17 protein-coding genes are annotated in these 19,821 nt (G+C 68.9%); 10 read left to right on the plus strand and 7 right to left on the minus strand.

What is annotated here, in order from left to right; translation table 11 throughout:
• The first annotated feature begins 43 nt into the window (after positions 1 to 43).
• The 4 genes from HSX14_RS14620 to HSX14_RS14635 all read left to right on the plus strand — a co-directional run bounded on the left by HSX14_RS14620 (position 44) and on the right by HSX14_RS14635 (position 5,825).
• The gene (locus HSX14_RS14620; RefSeq protein ID WP_173175882.1) at positions 44 to 1,576 is read left to right on the plus strand and encodes a nucleobase:cation symporter-2 family protein; all 1,533 of its coding nucleotides are present in this window, start codon (positions 44 to 46) and stop codon (positions 1,574 to 1,576) included.
• A gap of 257 nt (positions 1,577 to 1,833) precedes the next feature.
• Positions 1,834 to 2,994, plus strand: coding sequence for a murein transglycosylase A (gene mltA, locus HSX14_RS14625; RefSeq protein ID WP_173175884.1), 1,161 nt, complete (start codon positions 1,834 to 1,836; stop codon positions 2,992 to 2,994).
• Between the two features lie 84 nt (positions 2,995 to 3,078).
• On the plus strand, positions 3,079 to 3,390 hold the full coding sequence (locus tag HSX14_RS14630) for a DUF2845 domain-containing protein (protein ID WP_173175886.1): 312 nt from the start codon (positions 3,079 to 3,081) through the stop codon (positions 3,388 to 3,390).
• 71 nt (positions 3,391 to 3,461) lie between these two features.
• Positions 3,462 to 5,825: a DNA polymerase II gene (locus HSX14_RS14635; protein WP_173175888.1), complete on the plus strand. Its 2,364-nt coding sequence runs from the start codon at positions 3,462 to 3,464 to the stop codon at positions 5,823 to 5,825.
• An 11-nt stretch (positions 5,826 to 5,836) separates the two neighbouring features.
• Here HSX14_RS14635 and HSX14_RS14640 read toward each other — a convergent pair whose 3' ends face one another.
• Positions 5,837 to 6,385 carry an RrF2 family transcriptional regulator gene (locus tag HSX14_RS14640; protein WP_173175890.1) on the minus strand — a complete coding sequence of 183 codons (549 nt, stop codon included), beginning with the start codon at positions 6,383 to 6,385 and terminating at the stop codon, positions 5,837 to 5,839.
• Positions 6,386 to 6,745: 360 nt separating this feature from the next.
• Between HSX14_RS14640 and HSX14_RS14645 the strand changes: the two genes are divergently transcribed.
• The gene (locus tag HSX14_RS14645) at positions 6,746 to 7,945 is read left to right on the plus strand and encodes an NAD(P)/FAD-dependent oxidoreductase (protein ID WP_173175892.1); all 1,200 of its coding nucleotides are present in this window, start codon (positions 6,746 to 6,748) and stop codon (positions 7,943 to 7,945) included.
• 210 nt (positions 7,946 to 8,155) lie between these two features.
• On the opposite strand, the gene HSX14_RS14650 is transcribed toward HSX14_RS14645, so the two are convergent.
• Both HSX14_RS14650 and HSX14_RS14655 read right to left on the minus strand, forming a co-directional pair.
• Positions 8,156 to 8,782, minus strand: a complete 627-nt coding sequence (locus HSX14_RS14650) for a LysE family translocator (RefSeq protein ID WP_173175894.1) — start codon at positions 8,780 to 8,782, stop codon at positions 8,156 to 8,158.
• A 110-nt stretch (positions 8,783 to 8,892) separates the two neighbouring features.
• Positions 8,893 to 9,363 (minus strand): hypothetical protein, encoded by a 471-nt coding sequence (locus HSX14_RS14655; protein WP_173175896.1) that lies wholly within the window; start codon positions 9,361 to 9,363, stop codon positions 8,893 to 8,895.
• A 235-nt stretch (positions 9,364 to 9,598) separates the two neighbouring features.
• Between HSX14_RS14655 and HSX14_RS14660 the strand changes: the two genes are divergently transcribed.
• Complete coding sequence (locus HSX14_RS14660) at positions 9,599 to 10,282, plus strand: helix-turn-helix transcriptional regulator (protein ID WP_173175898.1); 684 nt, start codon at positions 9,599 to 9,601, stop codon at positions 10,280 to 10,282.
• Here the strand turns inward: HSX14_RS14660 and HSX14_RS14665 are convergent.
• A complete protein-coding gene (locus HSX14_RS14665) occupies positions 10,267 to 10,632 on the minus strand; it encodes a hypothetical protein (protein ID WP_173175900.1) in 366 nt (121 codons plus the stop codon). The two genes, HSX14_RS14660 and HSX14_RS14665, sit on opposite strands and share 16 nt — an antisense overlap.
• Before the next feature lie 159 nt (positions 10,633 to 10,791).
• On the opposite strand from HSX14_RS14665, the gene HSX14_RS14670 reads away from it, so the two are divergent.
• The 3 genes from HSX14_RS14670 (at position 10,792) to HSX14_RS14680 (ending at position 14,078) form a co-directional block, all read left to right on the plus strand.
• A complete protein-coding gene (locus tag HSX14_RS14670; RefSeq protein WP_173175902.1) occupies positions 10,792 to 11,685 on the plus strand; it encodes a LysR family transcriptional regulator in 894 nt (297 codons plus the stop codon).
• Positions 11,686 to 11,799: 114 nt separating this feature from the next.
• A complete protein-coding gene (locus HSX14_RS14675; protein ID WP_173175904.1) occupies positions 11,800 to 13,008 on the plus strand; it encodes an MFS transporter in 1,209 nt (402 codons plus the stop codon).
• An 866-nt stretch (positions 13,009 to 13,874) separates the two neighbouring features.
• Entirely contained in the window at positions 13,875 to 14,078 is a 204-nt protein-coding gene (locus tag HSX14_RS14680; protein ID WP_173178719.1) for a hypothetical protein, read from the plus strand.
• A 73-nt stretch (positions 14,079 to 14,151) separates the two neighbouring features.
• On the opposite strand, the gene HSX14_RS14685 is transcribed toward HSX14_RS14680, so the two are convergent.
• Positions 14,152 to 16,338, minus strand: coding sequence for a putative bifunctional diguanylate cyclase/phosphodiesterase (locus HSX14_RS14685; RefSeq protein ID WP_173178718.1), 2,187 nt, complete (start codon positions 16,336 to 16,338; stop codon positions 14,152 to 14,154).
• 107 nt (positions 16,339 to 16,445) lie between these two features.
• Positions 16,446 to 16,763 carry a hypothetical protein gene (locus HSX14_RS14690; RefSeq protein ID WP_173178717.1) on the minus strand — a complete coding sequence of 106 codons (318 nt, stop codon included), beginning with the start codon at positions 16,761 to 16,763 and terminating at the stop codon, positions 16,446 to 16,448.
• A gap of 150 nt (positions 16,764 to 16,913) precedes the next feature.
• Between HSX14_RS14690 and HSX14_RS14695 the strand changes: the two genes are divergently transcribed.
• Entirely contained in the window at positions 16,914 to 17,840 is a 927-nt protein-coding gene (locus HSX14_RS14695; RefSeq protein ID WP_173178716.1) for a pyridoxal-phosphate dependent enzyme, read from the plus strand.
• A 12-nt stretch (positions 17,841 to 17,852) separates the two neighbouring features.
• Here HSX14_RS14695 and HSX14_RS14700 read toward each other — a convergent pair whose 3' ends face one another.
• On the minus strand, positions 17,853 to 19,658 hold the full coding sequence (locus tag HSX14_RS14700; RefSeq protein ID WP_173178715.1) for a monovalent cation:proton antiporter-2 (CPA2) family protein: 1,806 nt from the start codon (positions 19,656 to 19,658) through the stop codon (positions 17,853 to 17,855).
• Positions 19,659 to 19,821: the final 163 nt, after the last annotated feature.

The raw sequence follows: 19,821 nt of genomic DNA on the forward strand, positions 1-19,821 counted from the left end.
ACATTGCGCCCACAACAACGACAAGAAGTGAGTGCACCTCCCCATGAACAAGCTCTCCCAAGCTACGTCCGTCGCACCACGTCCGGAAGACGAGAACCTTGGCATCGGCGCCAACCTCGCTTACGGATTGCAGCACGTTCTCACCATGTACGGCGGTATCGTTGCCGTTCCCCTGATCCTCGGCCAGGCGGCAGGGCTCAGCCCCTCCGAAATCGGCCTGCTGATCGCCGCCTCGTTGTTCGCCGGCGGCCTCGCGACCTTGCTCCAGACCCTCGGCCTGCCGTTCTTCGGCTGCCAGCTGCCCCTCGTCCAGGGCGTTTCCTTCGCCGGCGTCGCCACCATGATCGCCATCCTCGGCAGCAACAACGGCGAGGGCGGCATCCAGTCCGTCCTCGGGGCGGTGATGGCCGCGTCGCTGATCGGCCTGCTGATCACACCCATCTTCTCCCGCGTCACCAAGTTCTTCCCGCCACTGGTCACGGGGGTGGTGATCACCACCATCGGCCTGACGCTGATGCCCGTCGCCGCGCGCTGGGCCATGGGCGGCAACAGCCAGTCGCCCGAGTTCGGCAGCATGACCAACATCGGCCTGGCCGGCATGACCCTGGCGATCGTGCTGCTGCTGAGCAAGATCGGCAGCTCCACCATCTCGCGCCTGTCGATCCTGCTGGCGATGGTGATCGGCACGCTGATCGCCATGGCACTGGGCCTGACCGATTTCTCCAAGGTCGCTGAAGGCCCGATCGTGGCGATGCCCTCGCTGCTGCACTTCGGCATGCCGACCTTCCATTTCGCCGCGATCCTCTCGATGTGCATCGTGATCCTGGTGACCCTGGTGGAAACCTCGGCCGACATCCTCGCCGTCGGCGAGATCATCGGCACCAAGGTGGACTCCAAGCGCCTTGGCAATGGCCTGCGTGCCGACATGCTGTCCAGCGTCCTGGCGCCCCTGTTCGGCTCCTTCACCCAGAGCGCCTTCGCCCAGAACGTCGGCCTGGTCGCCGTCACCGGCGTGAAGAGCCGCTACGTGGTCGCCACCGGCGGCCTGATCCTGGTCACCCTGGGCCTGCTGCCGGTCATGGGGCGGGTGATCGCCGCCGTGCCGACCTCCGTGCTCGGTGGTGCCGGCATCGTGCTCTTCGGCACCGTCGCCGCCAGTGGCATCCGCACCCTGGCCAAGGTCGACTACCGCAACAACATGAACCTGATCATCGTCTCCACCGCTCTCGGCTTCGGCATGATCCCGATCGCTGCGCCGAGCTTCTACGAGCACTTCCCGGCCTGGTTCGAGACCATCTTCCACTCCGGCATCAGCTCGGCGGCGATCATGGCCATCCTGCTGAACCTGGTGTTCAACCAGTTCACCGCCGGCAACCCCGACCAGCCTTCGGTGATCTCCGCCGGCCACGAGCGCAGCCTGCGCTACACCGACGTCGCCGCGCTGAACGACGGTGACTACTTCCAGAACGGCAAGCTGTACGACGCCGCCGGCAACGAGGTCCCGCTGGCCGATGACGACGATCATGGAAGCCACGCGCCCAGACCGACGCGCAGCCAGGCCGACGCGGTGCACTGACGCGCATCCTGGATGAACCGGACCCGGCCCCAGTGGCCGGGTTCTTCGTTTGGGGCATCGCGAGGCTCTTGTTCATGTGGCAGCGCCCCTGCGTCCCGCCTCACAAATCGGCGTCGAAAGGAGGGCGCAGGGAACCCCGGGGCCTTCCTGCAATCTCTGATAACGCTTTGTAACCGCTGCCCGGGCCATTGCGTTTGACCTGGGCTGGCACCTTCACCAAGCTACGCGCTTCGTCCCAACCGCCCAGGATTCCCCGCGTGACCCAAGCTTTGCGCCACTGGCGCCGAACCCTCTGCTGCCTCCTTCCCCTCGCTGCGCTGCTGGCCGGCTGTGACCAGGGCGAACCCGAGAAGCCGACGCCGCCGGCCAAGGCCACCACCTACCTCGCCGTCGACTGGAGCCAGGTGCCCGCCACGGCCGACGAGGAACTGCTCAATGGCTTCGCCGCCTGGCGTTCGGCCTGCACGCGCCTGGCCAAGGACCCGGTCTGGTCCGCCACCTGTGCCGCCGCCGCGCCGGTGCCGATGGAGGCCGGCGCCGTCCGCGCCTTCATCGGTGCCAACCTCCAGCCCTACAGCCTGCGCTCGGCAGGGAAGGGCGAGCACGGCCTGATCACCGGCTACTACGAACCCGTCTACCCCGGCCACCTGCAGCGCACCGAGCAGGGGCAGGTGCCGGTCTACGGCGTGCCGGACGACCTCATCGTCGTCGCCCTGGACGAGATCTACCCCGAACTCAAGGGCAAGCGCCTGCGAGGCCGCCTCGAAGGCCGCGTGCTCAAGCCTTACGACGATGCCGCCACCATCCGTGGCCAGGGCGTGAACGCGCCGGTGCTGGCCTGGCTCAATGACCCGATGGACCTGCAGTTCCTGCAGATCCAGGGTTCCGGGCGCATCCAGCTCGACGACGGCCGCCAGTTGCGCATCGGCTACGCCGACCAGAACGGCTACCCCTATCGCCCCGTCGGCCGCTGGCTGGTGGAGCAGGGGCTGCTGCAGATGGAGGAGGTGAGCATGGGCCGCATCCGCGAATGGGCCGTCGCCAATCCCGGGCGGGTCGACGAGCTGCTGGCCAGCAACCCCAGCTACGTGTTCTTCAGCACCCGCCCGGACAGCAACGAAGGCCCGCGCGGCTCACTCAACGTGCCGCTCACCGCCGGCTACAGCGTGGCCATCGACCGCAAGGTGATCCCGCTGGGCAGCCTGCTCTGGCTTTCCACCACACGCCCCGACGACGGCTCGCCGGTGGTGCGCCCGGTCGCCGCCCAGGACACCGGTGGCGCCATCGTCGGCGAAGTGCGCGCGGACCTGTTCTGGGGCACCGGCCAGGAGGCGGGCGAACTGGCCGGCAACATGAAGCAGGAGGGGCGCATCTGGATGCTCTGGCCCAAGGGCATGCCGCTGCCGGAGACACCCTGAGCCGGTGCGTACGAAGCACCCTGGCGCCTCCCTTTGGTCTATAGGTAGCAGGCGGTCAAGCGCTGACCGCGAAGGAGGAACTCCATGAACCGCATCCTTCCCCATGCGCTGCTGACCCTCGTGCTCGCAGCCGCCTGGGTCGCCCCGGCCCAGGCCCTGACCCTGCGTTGCAGCGGGGGCCTGGTGCAGCAGGACGACAGCCTGGAGGACGTGCTGCGCAAGTGCGGCGAGCCTGACAGCCGCGTGCGCACGCTGCCGGCCCTGCGCAACAACGGGGTGCCCAAGCTCAATGCGGTGACCGTGGACATCTGGACCTACGGCCCGCGCAACGGCATGACCCGCGAGCTGCGCTTCATCGAAGGCAAGCTGAAGGAAGTCAGGAGTTCGCGCGACTAGCCGATGGGGCAGGCGCGAGCCGGCCGGGCCACGTAGAATCGCGCCCCTGAATCTTTCTCCGAGGTCGCAAGGTGGAACTACAGCAGGGCTTCGTCCTGACCCGGCACTGGCGCGATACGCCCGCGGGCACGGAAGTGGCGTTCTGGCTGGCCACCGACGATGGCCCCCGCTACCTGCGCCTGGCGCCGCAGACGTCCGTCGCCTTCATCCCCGCCCAGCAGCGCGAGCGCGCCGAAGCGCTGCTGCGTAACGAGCGCGGCGTCGAGCTGCGGCCGCTGGGGCTCTGCGACTTCCGCCATCGTCCGGTGCTCGGCCTGTACTGCCAGCAACACCGCCAGCTGATCGGCCTGGACAAGGCCCTGCGCCAGGCCGGCGTCGACGTATTCGAAGCCGATATCCGCCCGCCGGAGCGCTACCTGATGGAGCGCTTCATCACCGCGCCGGTGCTGTTCGGCGGCACGCCCGATGCCGAGGGCGCGCTGGTGGACGGGCAGATGAAGCCCGCGCCCGACTACCGCCCGCGCCTGCGCCTGGTGTCCCTGGACATCGAGACCACCCTGCACGGCGAGCTCTATTCCATCGCCCTGGAAGGCTGCGGCCAGCGCCAGGTCTACATGCTCGGCCCGGCCAACGGCGACGCCAGCGAGGTGGATTTCGCCCTGGAGTACTGCGACGACCGCGCGCAACTGCTCGAACGCCTCAACCAGTGGCTGGTCGAGCACGACCCGGACGCGATCATCGGCTGGAACCTGGTGCAGTTCGACCTGCGCGTGCTCAACGAGCACGCCAAGCGCCTCAAGGTGCCGCTGCGCCTGGGCCGTGGCGGCGAGGCCATGGGCTGGCGCGAGCATGGCAGCCGCAACAACCATTACTTCGCCGAGGCGCCGGGCCGGTTGATCATCGATGGCATCGAGGCGCTGCGTTCGGCCACCTGGAGCTTCCCGTCCTTCAGCCTGGAGAACGTCGCCCAGACCCTGCTTGGCGAAGGCAAGGCCATCGACACCCCCTACCAGCGCATGGACGAGATCAACCGCATGTTCGCCGAGGACAAGCCCGCCCTGGCACGCTACAACCTCAAGGACTGCGAGCTGGTGACGCGCATCTTCGCCAAGACCGAGCTGCTCACCTTCCTCCTCGAACGCGCCACGGTCACCGGCCTGCCCGCCGACCGCAGCGGTGGTTCGGTCGCCGCCTTCTGCCACCTGTACATGCCGCTGATGCACCGCCAGGGCTTCGTCGCGCCCAACCAGGGCGAACGCATGCCCGAGGCCAGCCCGGGCGGTTTCGTCATGGATTCGCGTCCCGGGCTGTACGAGTCGGTGCTGGTCCTGGACTACAAGAGCCTGTACCCCTCGATCATCCGCACCTTCCTCATCGATCCGGTGGGGTTGGTGGAGGGCCTGCGCCAGCCTGACGACGAGCACTCGGTGCCGGGGTTCCGCGAAGCACGCTTCTCGCGCACGCGGCATTGCCTGCCGTCGATCGTCGAGCGGGTCTGGCAGGGGCGGGAGACGGCCAAGCGCGAGCGCAACCAGCCGCTGTCGCAGGCCCTGAAGATCATCATGAACGCCTTCTACGGGGTGCTCGGCTCCAGCGGCTGCCGCTTCTTCGATCCGCGCCTGGCCTCGTCCATCACCCTGCGCGGCCACGAGATCATGCGCCGCACCCGTGCGCTGATCGAGGCGCAGGGGCACCAGGTGATCTATGGCGATACCGACTCCACCTTCGTCTGGCTGGGCGCTGCCCATGGCGAAGAGGAGGCCGCGGCCATCGGGCGCGCGCTGGTGCAGCGGGTCAACCTGTGGTGGCGCGAGCACCTCCTGGCCGAGTACGGCCTGGAGAGCGCGCTGGAGCTGCAATACGAGACCCACTACAGGCGATTCTTGATGCCCACGGTGAGGGGCGCGGAGGAGGGCAGCAAGAAGCGCTACGCCGGGTTGGTGGTGCGTGCCGATGGCAGCGAGGAGATGGTCTTCAAGGGCCTGGAGACGGTGCGCACGGACTGGTCGCCCCTGGCCCAGCGTTTCCAGCAGGAGCTGTACCTGCGCATCTTCAACCGCGAGCCCTACCAGGACTACGTGCGCGACTACGTGCGCAGCACCCTGGCCGGCGAGCTGGACGACCTGCTGGTCTACCGCAAGCGCCTGCGCCGTCGCCTGGACGACTACGAGCGCAACGTCCCGCCCCATGTGCGCGCGGCGCGCCTGGCCGATGAGTACAACGACAGCCAGGGTCGACCCCGGCAGTACCAGAACGGTGGCTGGATCAGCTACCTGATCACCGTGGCCGGGCCCGAGCCGCTGGAGAACCGCCGCGCCGCCATCGACTACGACCATTACGTCACGCGCCAGCTGCAGCCGGTGGCGGACGCCATCCTGCCCTTCGTCCAGGGCGATTTCAGCCGCCTGGTCGACGGCCAGCTCGATCTCTTCTGAGCCTCGCCCGGTCAGTCGGGGAGATTGACCAGGGGGATCGAATCACCGCCCGTGCGGTTCTGCTGGCGTTCCTCCATCCACTCGGCAACCTGTGCGCCGAAATCGGCGGGCACCTTGCGGCCGACGCGGCGGGCGATGTCGAGGATGGTCTGCTGTGCCAGCGCTTCTTCCATGCGCTTCTGCGCCGTCAGCATCACCGCGTGGACCGAGCAGGTGCCTTCCAGCGCCCAGTCCGGCGGCGACCCTTCGAACAGCGCGCAACGCCCACGGATGTCGCGGCATTCGAAGATCGACTTGTTGCCATCGATGGCGCGGACGATGTCCAGCACCGTGATCTCGTCCGAAGGACGGGCCAGGCGGAACCCGCCGCGCACGCCTTCGGTGGCCGCCACCAGCCCGGCCTTGGCCAGCTTGGTGAAGACCTTCGCCAGGTACTCCTGGGGCACGCCCTGGAGCTCGGCCATGTCACGCACGCTGGCTTCACGGCTGTCGCCACGCTCGTCCACGAGAAAGAGCAGGCAGTGGATGCCGTACTCGACCCCTGCGCTGTAGAGAGACATTCATAACTCCGACTTATCGGGTCGCATATATAGTGCGAGCTGCATTCATTTGCCTCAAGGGAGGCGCCCTGGTCGGCGATGGATGGGAATGCCGTCCGTCGCCACCGATGCCCGTGGCACAAGGTTGCGAGAGCGTGATCGGGGCGCATCCCTGAGCGGTGCAGACAGCAGCATGGCGAGCGCGGGCGGGTGAGGGCAAAGAAAAAATGCTTGCCGGCATAAACTGCGATCAATATAGTCGTAGATATCGGCGATCGATGTCGCCACGCGGTGCAACTGAACCCGGGCATGCCATTGGCGCCGTCGAGAGCCCGACCCCATTCGAACCGAACACGACTCTTACCCGTTGGAGAAACGAGCATGAAACAGCGCATCCTGATCGTCGGTGCAGGCTTCGGTGGCCTGTGGAGCGCACTCAGCGCCACCCGCTTGCTGGACATCCATAGCCGCACCGATGTCGAGGTCACCGTCCTAGCGCCCCAGGCCGAGCTGCGCGTCCGCCCGCGCTTCTACGAAGCCGGCGTGCACCGCATGAAGGCGCCTTTGGGCGAGCTGTTCGCGGCCGTCGGCGTGCGCTTCGTCAAGGGGCTGGTGGATCGCATTGATGTGCAGGGCCAGCGCGTGGCCTACCGTGACGAGCGGGGCGCGGGCGCCGAACTGGCCTACGACCGCCTGGTCCTGGCCACCGGCAGCAGCGTGGTCCGGCCTAAGATGGCCGGTGTCGAGCATGCCTTCGACGTCGACCAGATCGAAGAAGCCATGCGCCTGGAAGAGCACATCCGCGCGCTCGGCTCGCGTCCGGCCACCCGGGCCCGCAATACGGTAGTGGTCGCCGGTGGCGGCTTCACCGGCATCGAGACCGCCACCGAAATGCCGGCCCGCCTGCGCGAGGCCCTGGGCGCCGACGCCGAGGTGCAGGTCATCGTGGTCGACCGTGGCAGCCGCATCGGCGCTGCCCTGGGCGACGGGCCACGCGCGCAGATCATCGAGGCCTCGCAAGCGCTGGGTATCCAATGGTGCCTGGATGCCAGCGTCGCCTCGGTGGATGCCGGCGGCGTGACCCTCGCCGATGGCCGCCGCATCGACGCCGACACCGTGGTCTGGACCGTGGGCGTGCGCGCCAGCGCGCTGACCGAGCAGATCCCCGCCGAGCGCGATGCGCAGGGGCGCCTGCACGTGGACCGCAGCCTCAAGGTGATCGGCCAGGACGCGGTCTACGCCACGGGCGACGTCGCCTACGCCGCCTGCGACGACCTGGGCCACTTCGCCCTGATGTCCTGCCAGCACGCCATCGCCCTGGGGCGCTCGGCCGGCAACAACGTCGCTGCCGACCTGCTCGGCGTCGAGCCCATCCCCTACAGCCAGCCCAAGTACGTCACCTGCCTGGACCTCGGTGCCTGGGGCGCCGTGTACACCGAAGGCTGGGATCGCCAGGTCAAGCTCGAGCGCGAGGAAGGCAAGCGACTGAAGACCCAGATCAACAGCGTGTGGATCTACCCGCCGGAGGCCAACCGTGCCGAAGCGCTGGCCGCTGCGGATCCGCTGATCCCGGTCGCCTGAGCCACGGCGTTACCAAGCCCCGCCGCTCACCGGGTCGGCGGGGCTTTTTCGTATTGATGGGGTGCGCGAGGCTCACGAAACGCCACCCGAACCACCGTATGCACACCCATGGGGCTACATGCCCGCACCGTGCAAACAGGCGACGATTCGCGGATGAATCCGCTCCCACGGAAGAGCCATCCCCAGGCACTGCTCGCGAAGCGCCCCGCATCAAGCCGGGCGCTGCATCACCACCAGGCGCAGGGCGAGTGCGCCGAACAGGCTGGCCAACCCCCATTTCTGCAGGTTGGCGAAGCGCCCGCGCCCGCCGAGGCGGCGGCTCATGGCGCCGCCGAACAGCCCGAGACCCACGTGGAAGATGAAGGCCAGCAGGGTGAGCAGGGCGCCCAGCAGCAGGAGCTGGGCGCTGATCGCGCCATGCCCCGGCACCACGAACTGCGGCAGGAAGACGATGAAGAACAGCAACGCCTTGGGGTTGAGCAGGCTGTTGAGGGTGGCGCGGACCAGCACCGTCTTCAACGGCACGCACTCCACGCGGGAACCGCCGGCGGCGTCGCTGCGCAGGGTCTTCCAGGCCATCCAGGCGAGGTAGAACGCGCCGGCGAAGCGGATGATGTCGAAGGAGGGCGGCCAGGCCGCCACCAGGCCGGTGATGCCGGCGGCGGTGAGCAGGGTCAGGATCGCGTCCGCCACGCTGATGCCCAGCGCGGCCGCGACACCGCCACGCCAGCCATGTGAAACCCCGTGGCCGATGACGAACGCCATGTTCGGCCCTGGCGAAACCAGCAGCAGCGCGACGGCGCAGGTGAAGATCACGAAGGTGTCGAGGTCGGGCATGACAGCGGTCCAGGGCGATGCCGCAGGGCGCGGCCGGTAGCGGAACACTAACCGGCCGTCGCCCTCGTCACCCGCTACAGCTGCGCTGTTTTTTCGTGGAACACCCGGCCTCAGGGGAGGGTGAGCGCTGGCGAGGTCGTCAGCGTCAGGCTCTGCAGCGTACAGCCGCCCAGGGGCTGGCTGGATGCCGAGAGGCTGTTGCCGGCGTTGCTCCAGCTCGTGGCCAGCACCGTGGCACCGGTGCCGCAGGTGACGGTGCCGATCCTGATGCTCATGCCGGAGAAGTTCACGGCCGTTGCGCTGGTCGGCTGCCAGCCCCAGGGCAGGCCCTGCGCGGCGACGGTCGAGCAGATCGGGTTGGCGCCGCCGATGGTGGCGGCATGCAGTTGCGCCACTCCGCCGTTGGCCAGGCCATGGACCGTGAGGGTGCAGGTCGCGGCGGGCAGCGCCGGGTTGTACTTGACGGTAAGCGGCCCGGTGGCGGTGAAGGGCCCCCAGGGGGTGAAGGCGGAGGAGGCCAGGGACCAGATGCCCAGGCCGAGCAGGGCCAGTATCTTCAGGGCGGTTCCGTAGGGATTCATCGTGTCGTTCCTTGTTTTCGGAGTGCGGTCGCCCGGTGGCTGTCCTTGGCGCGGGGCGGTAGGGGCAGGCTAGACGCCATCGCGCGCCCGCCCCAGCCAGCCAAAGGATGGCGTGGGAAGGGCAGGCGCGGCGCCGTGGGAAGATGCTACCCAGCGCGCGCCCTGCGTGGCCGCTCGACGCGCTCCGGTCACCTCTCTAATATGCAACCATTCGCTTGGATATCCGGACCTCGCCTTGACCCCCGCCCACGACCCTGCCACCGCTTCCACCGCCTCGACGGCCGACCGCATCCTGCTGCTGGTGAAGACCCGTGGCCCGCTGTCCACCGCCACCCTGGCCCAGGTGCTGGAGATGACGCCCGAGGCGGCGCGCCAGCAGGTGCAGAAGCTGGTGGCGGCCGGGCTGCTGGCCGGGCGCCAGGAGCCGGTTTCCGGTGCGGGGCGGCCACGCCAGGCCTGGGTGCTCACCGATGCCGGCTACGCCCGTTTCCCCGATACCCATGCGCAGCTCACGGTGCAGCTGATCGCTTCGGTGCGCCAGCTGTTCGGCGAGGAGGGGCTGGACCGGCTGATCTGCCAGCGCGAGGCCGAGTCGCGTGCGGTCTATCGCCAGGCCTGTGGCGGCCGCGACCTGGCGCAGCGCCTGGAGCGACTGGCCGAGGTGCGCTCGGCCGAGGGCTACATGGCGCGGGTCGAGCGCGATGGCGACGACTGGCTGCTGATCGAGGACCACTGCCCGATCTGCGTGGCGGCGCAGGCCTGCCAGGGCTTCTGCCGCTCCGAGCTGCAGCTGTTCCAGGAAATCATCGGCGACGAGGCCCGGGTGGTCCGCGAACAGCACCTGCTGGCCAATGCCTCCCGCTGCGTGTATCGCGTCAGTCCGCGTCGAGTCGCGGCCAGCGCTCAACTCACCAGGTAGATGTCCTGGGTCGCCAGGGAATTCTCGAAGGCCTGTACCAGGTCAGCGGTGGCGGCCTTGGTGGCGGCCGAGGACAGGTAGGCGATGGCCACCGTCCTGCTGTTGGCCTTCTGCTGGGTCACGGTCTGGATGTCCAGCTTGTAGTCGCCGGCCTTGAAGCCGTTGCCCGCCGCTGCCATGGACTTGGCATCGAGGCGGTAGCCGCTGCCGATGATGATGTTGTTCTTGTTGCGCATCAGGTCGGTGGCGTCGTCGATGTGATCGAGCACATCGCTGCGGACCTTCTTGATGGCTCCCGAGGACAGTTTTTCCAGGTTGGGGTTGGCTTGCTGGATGCGGGCGAGGGCCATGGTTCTCTCCTTGGAATGACAGGGCGGGAGTAGCAGTCTAGAAGCGCAGCGGCGGGGTGCCAGCCGCATGCGACCGGATGCTTCGCGGGCCTGCCCCGCGTATCATCCGCCGATCCCGAGCCCGGCCCCCGCCGGTTCTGCCAATGCCCCGGAGCCCACATGGACAAGCTGCTGGCCCTGAAGATGTTCGTCGCCGCCGTGGACGCCAAGGGCTTCTCGGCGGCCGCGCGGGGCCTCGGGCTGGCCACCTCCTCGGTGACACGCATGGTCGATGCCCTGGAGCAGGAGCTGGGCACGGTGCTGCTGAACCGCTCGACGCGCCAGGTGACGTTCACCGAGGCCGGCGCCGCCTACTACCAGAGCGCGCGCCAGGTGCTGGAATACCTGGCCGAGGCCGACGCCTCGGTGATGGACGGCGGCGACGAGCCCAGCGGGCCGTTGCGGGTCTCGGTGCCCACCGCCTTCGGCCGGCGCATGATCTCGCCGCACATCGGTACGCTCCTGGCGCGTCACCCCCGCCTGGAGCTGGACATCACCCTCACCGACGAAATCGTCGACCTGCTCGGCGAGCGGGTCGACCTGTCGATCCGCCTCGGGGCGGCTGCGCCCATGGACGGCGTGGTGGCCAGGACCCTCGGCGAATTCCGTCGCCATGTAGTGGCAAGCCCGGCCTACCTCGCAGAGCGGGGCACCCCGGCGCAGCCGCTGGAGCTGGCCGAGCACGACTGCCTGCGCTTCAACTATGGCGCCGCGCGCCAGGTCTGGACCTTCCAGGGGCCCGAGGGCGAGGTCCGCGTGCCGGTGCGTGGGCGGATGCGCAGCAACAACATCGAGGTGCTGCGCGAGGTGGCGCTGGCCGGCTCGGCCGTGGCCCTGCTGCCGGACTGGCTGGTGGACGACGACATCGCCGCGGGTCGCCTGCTGTCGCTGTTCCCGGGGCAGCGGATCAACGCGGACGACACCCGCTCGCTCATCACCGCGCTCTACCTGCCGAGCCACCGTGCCTCGCGGCGGGTCGCGGCCTTCATCGCGTTCGTCGGCGGCCTGCTCTGAAGCGCCTGGCATTGCGCAAAAGGCAAAGCCGCTTTGCGCAGCGAGCGGATTCCCCCGGGCGGCGCTCTTGCCCAGGATAGGCGCCACGAACCGTTCCACCCCGAGGACCCTCCGATGACCCCTTCCAGCCATTCCACGCCCCAGGCGATCAGCCGTGGCCTGGTGCTGCTCTTCGCCATCTGCTGCGGCGCCATCGTCGCGAACATCTACTACGCCCAGCCGATCATCGAGCTGATCGCGCCCGACGTCGGCATCTCCACCCACGGCGCCAGCCTGATCGTGTCCCTGACCCAGGTCGGCTACGCCCTCGGCCTGTTCTTCCTGGTGCCCCTGGCGGACCTGCTGGAGAACCGCCGGCTGATGATCGCCACCATCGGCGTCACCTTCGCCAGCCTCGTGGGCATGGCGCTGACCCAGGCACCCGGCCCGCTGCTGCTGGTGTCGGCGCTGATCGGCTTCAGCTCGGTCTCGGTGCAGATGCTCATCCCCCTGGCCGCGCACCTGGCACCGGAGGAGTCGCGGGGCCGGGTGGTGGGCGGGATCATGGGCGGGCTGCTGCTGGGCATCCTCCTGGCGCGGCCGCTGTCGAGCGTCGTGGCCGACCATTTCGGCTGGCGTGCGGTGTTCTTCGGCGCCGCCGGGCTGATGCTGGTGATCGCCGTGGTCGTGGCCGTGGCGCTGCCCAGCCGGCGGCCCGATCACCGCGCCAGCTACGGGCAACTGCTGGCCTCGCTCTGGCACCTGTTCCGTCGCGAGCCGGTGCTGCGCCAGCGTTCGCTGTACCAGGCGCTGATGTTCGGCACCTTCAGCCTGTTCTGGACCGCGGTGCCGCTGGAGCTGGCGCGCAACCACGGCTTGTCCCAGTCGCAGATCGCGCTGTTCGCCCTGGTCGGCGCCATCGGTGCCATCGCCGCGCCCATCGCCGGGCGCCTGGCGGATGCGGGCCATACCCGCAGCATGTCGCGTCTCGCCATGCTGCTGGCCATCCTCAGCTTCCTGCCCGCGCTGTTCGGCCTGCCCTGGGGCGTGGTGGGGCTGGCGCTGACCGGCGTGCTGCTGGATTTCGCGGTGCAGATGAACATGGTCCTCGGCCAGCGCGAGGTCTACGCACTCGATGCCGCCAGCCGTGGCCGCCTGAACGCGCTGTACATGACCAGCATCTTCATCGGCGGCGCCATCGGCTCCTCCATCGCCAGCCTGCTGTTCGAGCAGGGAGGCTGGCAGGCCATCGCCCTGGTCGGCGCCGCGCTGCCCCTGCTGGCACTGGTCGCCTTCGGCCTGCATGCCCGCCAGGGCGCACGGGGCGAAGCCCAGGTGGGGTAACGGGGTGTAGGGGCGAATTCTCTTGGCTCTGTCTGCGTTAGCTGTTGTGGATTCAACGAAAGGCTCAAGAACGGCGCTTTCAGGACGATTCTGGATTCCTGACACGCCCACCGCATGGGTTTCGCTTCGCTCTACACCATCCTACGAAAGCCGCCAGCCACGGCATCCACCCGGTGGTGATGCGCACATCAATGTGTATTGAGCGAAGGCGTTGAAGCAGCGGCCAAACGCCCCTTTCAGGAGGCCGAGCGCAATCGTCGTTTCAGGGGTTGAGCGACATGGATGTCGCGAGAGCCGCGATGGGCCAGGGATGGCCCTTCGCGGCGTGCCCCTGAAACGATGATGGAGCGAGGGAAGTCTGGCTTTAGCCAGACCCGTATGCAGGGGCAAGCCTCTTTGGTTTCTTTCTTGGCGACTGAAGAAAGAAACTCGCTCGGCAAGGCGAAACAGAAGCCATCAGCAAGACTCGGCAATCAACTGGGCTCCAAATCCTCTAGCAACACTTAGCGCCGACAGAGCCAATTCATTCGCCAGGCAGGCCGCAGGGCTGCCATGGCGTGGTGCTGCCCGGTGGCACCGCCTGGTGGATGAAAAGAGCGCCATCCATCCTGCACCCGAGTTGGCCCCATGCTGGTGGGCACGCCTTGTGGGAGCGGCTTCAGCCGCGAAGAGGCCGCAGCCGGCACCTGGTTGCGCATAGCCGGATGCTCCATCGCGAATGAATTCGCTCCCACAGGGGGGCGGTGCTCCGGGGAATCGATTTCGCTGATATCCACTAGTGACCGATTGCGTTTCCCAGGGCGCAGCGGCGACGCGAAACTGGCCCCGTCGAATCACTCACCCCATCCCCTTAAGGAGAACCCATCATGAGCCGCTACTTCACCGCCACCCTGCTTGCCGCCGTCGTTGCCGGCAGCGCTTTCAACGTCAGCGCCGCCGACCATCACGGCTCGATCGAGCGCGCCTTCAAGGATGCCGCGAGCGACCGTGCCTCCGCCGCCGAAACCCAGGTCGACCGTGGCAACAGCAGCGAAGAGCAACGCAAGGGCCTGCCGCGCTGGTGGCATTGATCCCGGCCGGTTCGTACCGATGTGAAAGGGCGCCCTGAGGCGCCCTTTGTCGTTTCTGCGGTTCGCTGCCGGCTCAGCTGGCGGTGCGCACCGCCGGGCGGATGTGGTACGCCTCGGTGAAGGCCTGGGCGGACATCGGGCGGGAGAACAGGTAGCCCTGACCTTCGCCGCAGCGCTCCAGCTTGAGCCGGGCCCGCTGGGCATCGGTTTCGATGCCCTCGGCGATGGTTTCGAGGTCGAAGCTGCGGGCCATGTCGAGGATGGCGCGGACCACCGAGGCGTCGCGGCGGGACTCCAGCATGCCCTGGACGAAGGAGCGATCGATCTTGATCCGGCTCAGCGGGTAGGTCTTGAGCAGGATCAGCGAGGCGTAGCCCGTGCCGAAGTCGTCGAAGGCGATGCCCACGCCATAGGCGCGCAGGCGCTGCAGGGTTTCCAGCACGATGTCGTCGTTGTCCAGCACGATGTTCTCGGTGACTTCCAGTTCCAGCGCCTCGGGCGGCAGGCCGTAGCGGGCCAGGGCCTCCAGCACCTCGGTCACCAGGTCGCCGACGCGGAACTGGGCGCCGAACAGGTTCACGCCCATGCGCATGTCCTCGGCGCCGTTGTTGCGCCAGAAGGCCAGTTGCGCGCAGGCCTCGTCCAGGACCCAGTTGCCGACCCTCGCGGCCAGGGTGCCGCGCTCCAGGGCCGGGAGGAAGTCCTCGGGCGCCAGCAGCCCGCGCTCGGGGTGCTGCCAGCGGATCAGCGCCTCGGCACCCCGCAGGGAGCCATCGCCGAGACGCACCTGGGGCTGGTAGAAGAGCACGAACTCGCCGTTCTCCACCGCCCTGTGCAGCTCCATGGCGTGCAGGTGGCGGCTCACCGCTTCCATGCGCAACTCGGGGGTGAAGGCGGCGACCTGGCTGCGGCCGTTGCCCTTGGCCTTGAACAGCGCGAGGTCGGCGTCGCCCACCAGCTCCAGGGCCTCCAGCGCGTGCAGGGGTGCCAGGGCCACGCCGCAGCTGGCGGCCACCCGCACGTCGTGGCCGTCCACCTGGATCGGGCGGGCGATGCTGCCGATGGCCTCCCGGGCCACTCGCAGCGCCGAGTCGGGCTCGGTGATGCCGGTGAGCAGCAGGGCGAACTCGTCGCCACCGATGCGCGCCACCAGGTCGTCCGGGCCCGCCAGGGCGGCCAGGCGGACCGCGACCTCCCGCAGGATGCCATCGCCGATCAGGTGGCCCAGGGTGTCGTTGACGTCCTTGAAGCCGTCCAGGTCGATCATCAGCACCGTCACCGGCCGGGCCGCCAGCAGGGCCTGTTCCGCGCAGCGGTAGAAGCAGCCGCGATTGGCCAGCCCGGTGAGGGCGTCGAAGGTGGCCAGGCGCCGCAGCTCGGCTTCTTCCTGCAGGCGCCGGCTGTCGTCGGTGAGCACCGCCTCGAAGCGCGGATAGCCTTTCTCGCTCCAGGAGGACAGCGACATGCCCAGGTCGAATTCGCTGCCGTCCTTGTGCAGGCCCTTGAGGGTGGCCGGCGTGGTCGGGTCGGCGAGGTAGCCGGCGGTCACGGCGCGGCGGATCAGCGCCAGGAAGGACGGGCGTTCGGCCACCGCCAGCAGGGCTTCCACCGGCAGCCCGACGCCTTCCTCCGCGGCGTAGCCCAGCAGGCTGGCGGCGGCGGGGTTCCAGGCGAGGATGTGGCCCCGGTGGTCGAACCAGAGCACCGGGGTGTCCGACTGCCCCGCGTAGGTTTCGAAGGTTGGGCGCTTGCGTCCGGCGCTCACCGCGATGCGGTGCAGTTCCAGGCGGTCGGTGGCCATGCGCGCGAGCTCCCGCAGGCGCTCGCGGTCGTCGTCAGAGAAGTCCAGGTGGGGCTGGTCGTCGATGACGCACAGCGCCCCCAGCGGCAGGCCCCCGGCGGAGAGCAGCGGCACCCCGGCGTAGAAGCGCAGGTGGGTGGGGCCCACCACCAGCGGATTGTCATGGAAACGCTCGTCGCGGCTGGCGTCCGGTACCACCATCACCTGGTCCTGGGTGATGGCGTGGGCGCAGAAGGACACGTCGCGGCGCATGTCGACCTTGCCGACACCAGTGCTGGCGGCGAAGAACACATGGTCGCTGCCGATCATGTTCACCGCGGCCAGCGGCATGTCGAACATCCGTGCGGCGATTCGCACCACCGGGTCGAGGCTGGAGACCACGCGTTCGTCGTCGAGGCCGTAGTCGGCGAGGGCACGCAGGCGTTCGGCTTCGTTCGGCAACTGCGAGGGACAGCGCATGGCAACCTCCTGTCGTTGATCGCTCCCTGTAGCAACGCCCTAAGGATAGATGGGCGGTGCGGTGCGCCAGCCCCGGGTGGCCGCGAGCGGACGGACGGCTGCGGTCGTCAGCCGCCGGACGTGGGTTCGCGCAGCTTGGCCAGGCGCCGGTGGATCAGCATCAGTGCGATGGAGGTGCCCTGGCGCAGTGGTGCGTCCAGGCGGCCGGAGAACATCGGCGGCGGGTCGATGGCGCCGCCGGCCTCCAGCTGCCGTGCAATGCGCTCCAGCTCGAAGATGCCATCGCCTTCGCCCGGGCCGGCCTCGCGGGCCCGGGCTATGGCCTCGTCGAGCCGCTGGGCCAGGTCCTCCGGGGCGCTGGTGGCGATCAGGACTCTGGCCATTTCCAGGCCGGCGAGGTGGGTGCGGTCGGGCGTCTTCTGCATGGCGCTTCCTTAAGAGGTCAAGGAGGTAGACCGCCGCACGGGTAGGTTGCTCAAGGAATTTGACGCAACGGCGCGCTGCAAGAACGTACAAGACGCCCCAGCCGCCGGCGGGCGAGACTGTCGCCCCCACACACGCCGCGCGAGCCCCCCATGCCCCTGCATATCCAGACCCCGCTGATCCATTCCCGCCCCCTGAGCCTGGCCGCCGGCACCGAGGTGTGGCTGAAGCTGGAGGCCCTGCAGCCGGCGGGCTCGTTCAAGCTGCGCGGCATCGGCGCCGCCTGCGAGTTCCATGCACGCCGGGGCACGCGGCGCTTCATCTCGTCCTCCGGCGGCAACGCGGGCATCGCCGTGGCCTTCGCCGGCCGCTGCCTGTCGATCCCGGTGACGGTGGTGGTGCCGGAAACCACCACCGAGCGGGCCAGGGCGCTGATCCGCCAGGAAGGCGCCGAGGTGATCGTCCACGGCAAGGCCTGGCACGAGGCCAATGCCCTGGCGCAATCGATGCTGGGCGAGGCGGATGCCTTCATCCACCCCTTCGATGACGCGCTTCTGTGGCAGGGCCACGCGACCCTGGTGGACGAGGTCGCCGCCAGCGGCTGGCGCCCCGACGTCGTGCTGCTCTCGGTGGGTGGCGGCGGGCTGTTCAGCGGCGTGGTGGAAGGCTTGCAGCGCAACGGCTGGGGCGCGGTGCCGGTGATCACTGCCGAAACCGCCGGTGCGGCGTCGTTCGCCGGTTCACTGCAGGCCGGCCGGCGTATCGAGCTGGAGCGCATCGACAGCGTGGCCACCTCCCTGGGGGCGAAGCAGGTGTGCGAGCGGGCCTTCGAACTGGGGCGCAGCCACCCGGTGCGGGCGCGGGTGGTCAGCGACCGCGCGGCGCTGCAGGCCTGCGAGCGCTTCCTCGATGAGCAGCGCCTTCTCGTCGAGCCGGCCTGTGGCGCGGCGCTGGCCCTGGCCTATGCCGGGGACGAGGCGCTGCGGGACTTCGAACGGGTGATGGTGGTGGTGTGCGGCGGGGTGACCGCCAGCCTGGAGCAGATCAGCGCCTGGAAGGCCGCCCAGCCGGAAGACTGAGCGGCCGGGCGGTCACTTGACGCCCTGTTCCTCGATGCGGTCGGTGTCGAACAGGGTCTCCAGTTCGGCGCGCGCCTCGCGGGCGGTCTGCATCATCGCGGCGGCATCGCCATGCACCTTGTGCTGGGCGGCCAGCACCTCCTCGTCGTGGCGCTGGAAGCGGCGGATGCGCGCGTTGGCCTGTTCCTCGTCCAGGCCCATGCCGAGCAGCACCTGGCGGCTCATCTCCAGGCTGGAGTGGAAGGTCTCGCGCACCGGCTGTGCGCCGAGGTCGAGCAACTGGTGCACGTGCTGGCGGTCACGGGCGCGGGAGATGATCTTCAGGTGCGGGTAGAGGCGGCGCACCAGCTCGGTGGTCTTCAGGTTGGTCACCGGGTCGTCGGTGGCGACGATGAAGAACTCGGCCTTGTCGACCTTGGCCGCGCGGAGGATCTCCGGGCGCAGCGGGTCGCCATAGAAGATCGGCATGCGGCCCAGGCTGCGGGACAGCTCGATGGTCTCCACCGAGGTGTCCAGGGCCAGGAACGGCACGCGCTGGGCGCGCAGCACACGGGCGACGATCTGGCCCATGCGGCCGGTGCCGGCGATCACCACCCGGGGCGAGTCGCTGTCGATCTGCTCGTACTCCGGCGGTACGTTCACCGGCGCTGGCCTGGCCTTGACCAAGCGGTTGATGGCCAGGATCAGCAGCGGCGTCAGCGCCATGGACAGGGTGATGGCCAGCACCAGGAAGCCGTGCAGGCGGGCCTCGAACAGGCCCTGGTCGCGGGCCATCTTGAACACCACGAAGGCGAACTCGCCCCCGGCGGCCAGGACCACGCCCAGGCGCAGCGCGCTCTGCCGGGTGAGCCCGCCGGCGCTGCGGCCGAGCAGGTAGAGCACCGGGAACTTGACGGCGATCAGCAGCGCCGTGAGGCCCAGCACCAGCAGCGGCTGGCCCAGCAGCAGGCTGAGGTCGGCACTCATGCCCACGCTGATGAAGAACAGCCCCAGCAGCAGGCCCTTGAACGGTTCGATCTGGGCTTCCAGTTCGTGGCGGTATTCCGAGTCCGCCAGCAGCAGGCCGGCGAGAAAGGCACCGAGGGCCATGGACACGCCGGCCAGCTCCATCAGCCAGGCGGTGCCGATCACCACCAGCAGCGCAGTGGCGGTGGACACCTCCTGCAGGCCGGTGCGAGCCACCACGCGGAACACCGGGCGCAGCAGGTAGCGCCCGCCGATGACCACCAGGCCGATGCTGCCGACCACCTCGGCGAGGTGGGCCAGCTGGCCGCCGTCCTCGCGGGCGGCGGTGGCACCGCTGAGCAGCGGGATCAGGGCGATCAGCGGGATGGCCGCGATGTCCTGGAACAGCAGGATGGCGAAGGCCAGGCGGCCATGGGGGCTGGTCAGCTCCTTGCGCTCGGCGAGGATCTGCAGGCCGAAGGCGGTGGAGGACAGCGCCAGGCCCAGGCCGAGCACCACGGCGCTCTGCCAGGTGCGGGCGAAGGCCAGGTAAGCGATGCCGGCGATCAGCGCGCCGGTGAGCAGCACCTGGGCCAGGCCGACGCCGAACACCGAGCGGCGCATGACCCAGAGGCGACGGGGCGAGAGCTCCAGGCCGATGATGAACAGCAGCAGCACCACGCCCAGTTCGGACAGGTGGCTGACGCTCTGCGGGTCGCTGACCAGGCGCAACACGGAGGGGCCGATCAGCACGCCGGCCAGCAGGTAGCCGAGCACGGCCCCCAGTTGCAGGCGCTTGGCGAGAGGCACGGCAAGGACGGCGGCGAGCAGGAAGACCACGGCGACCTGCAACGAGCTGCCTTCATGGGGCATGGGAGTTTCCTTGGGCTGACTTACGAAAGATCCGACGGAGCGGCAGAGGGCGCAAGGATAGGGGGTGGGGGCCGCCGCTGTCACGGCGCGGCCCTGTGTCCGGTTGGCGCGGTGCCGGCGCGGGGCGCGAAAATCCTGGCTGCCGCGCGACGGGCGGCTATCC

It is taken from the genome of Pseudomonas tohonis (assembly GCF_012767755.2).
Classification (GTDB): Bacteria; Pseudomonadota; Gammaproteobacteria; order Pseudomonadales; family Pseudomonadaceae; genus Metapseudomonas; species Metapseudomonas tohonis.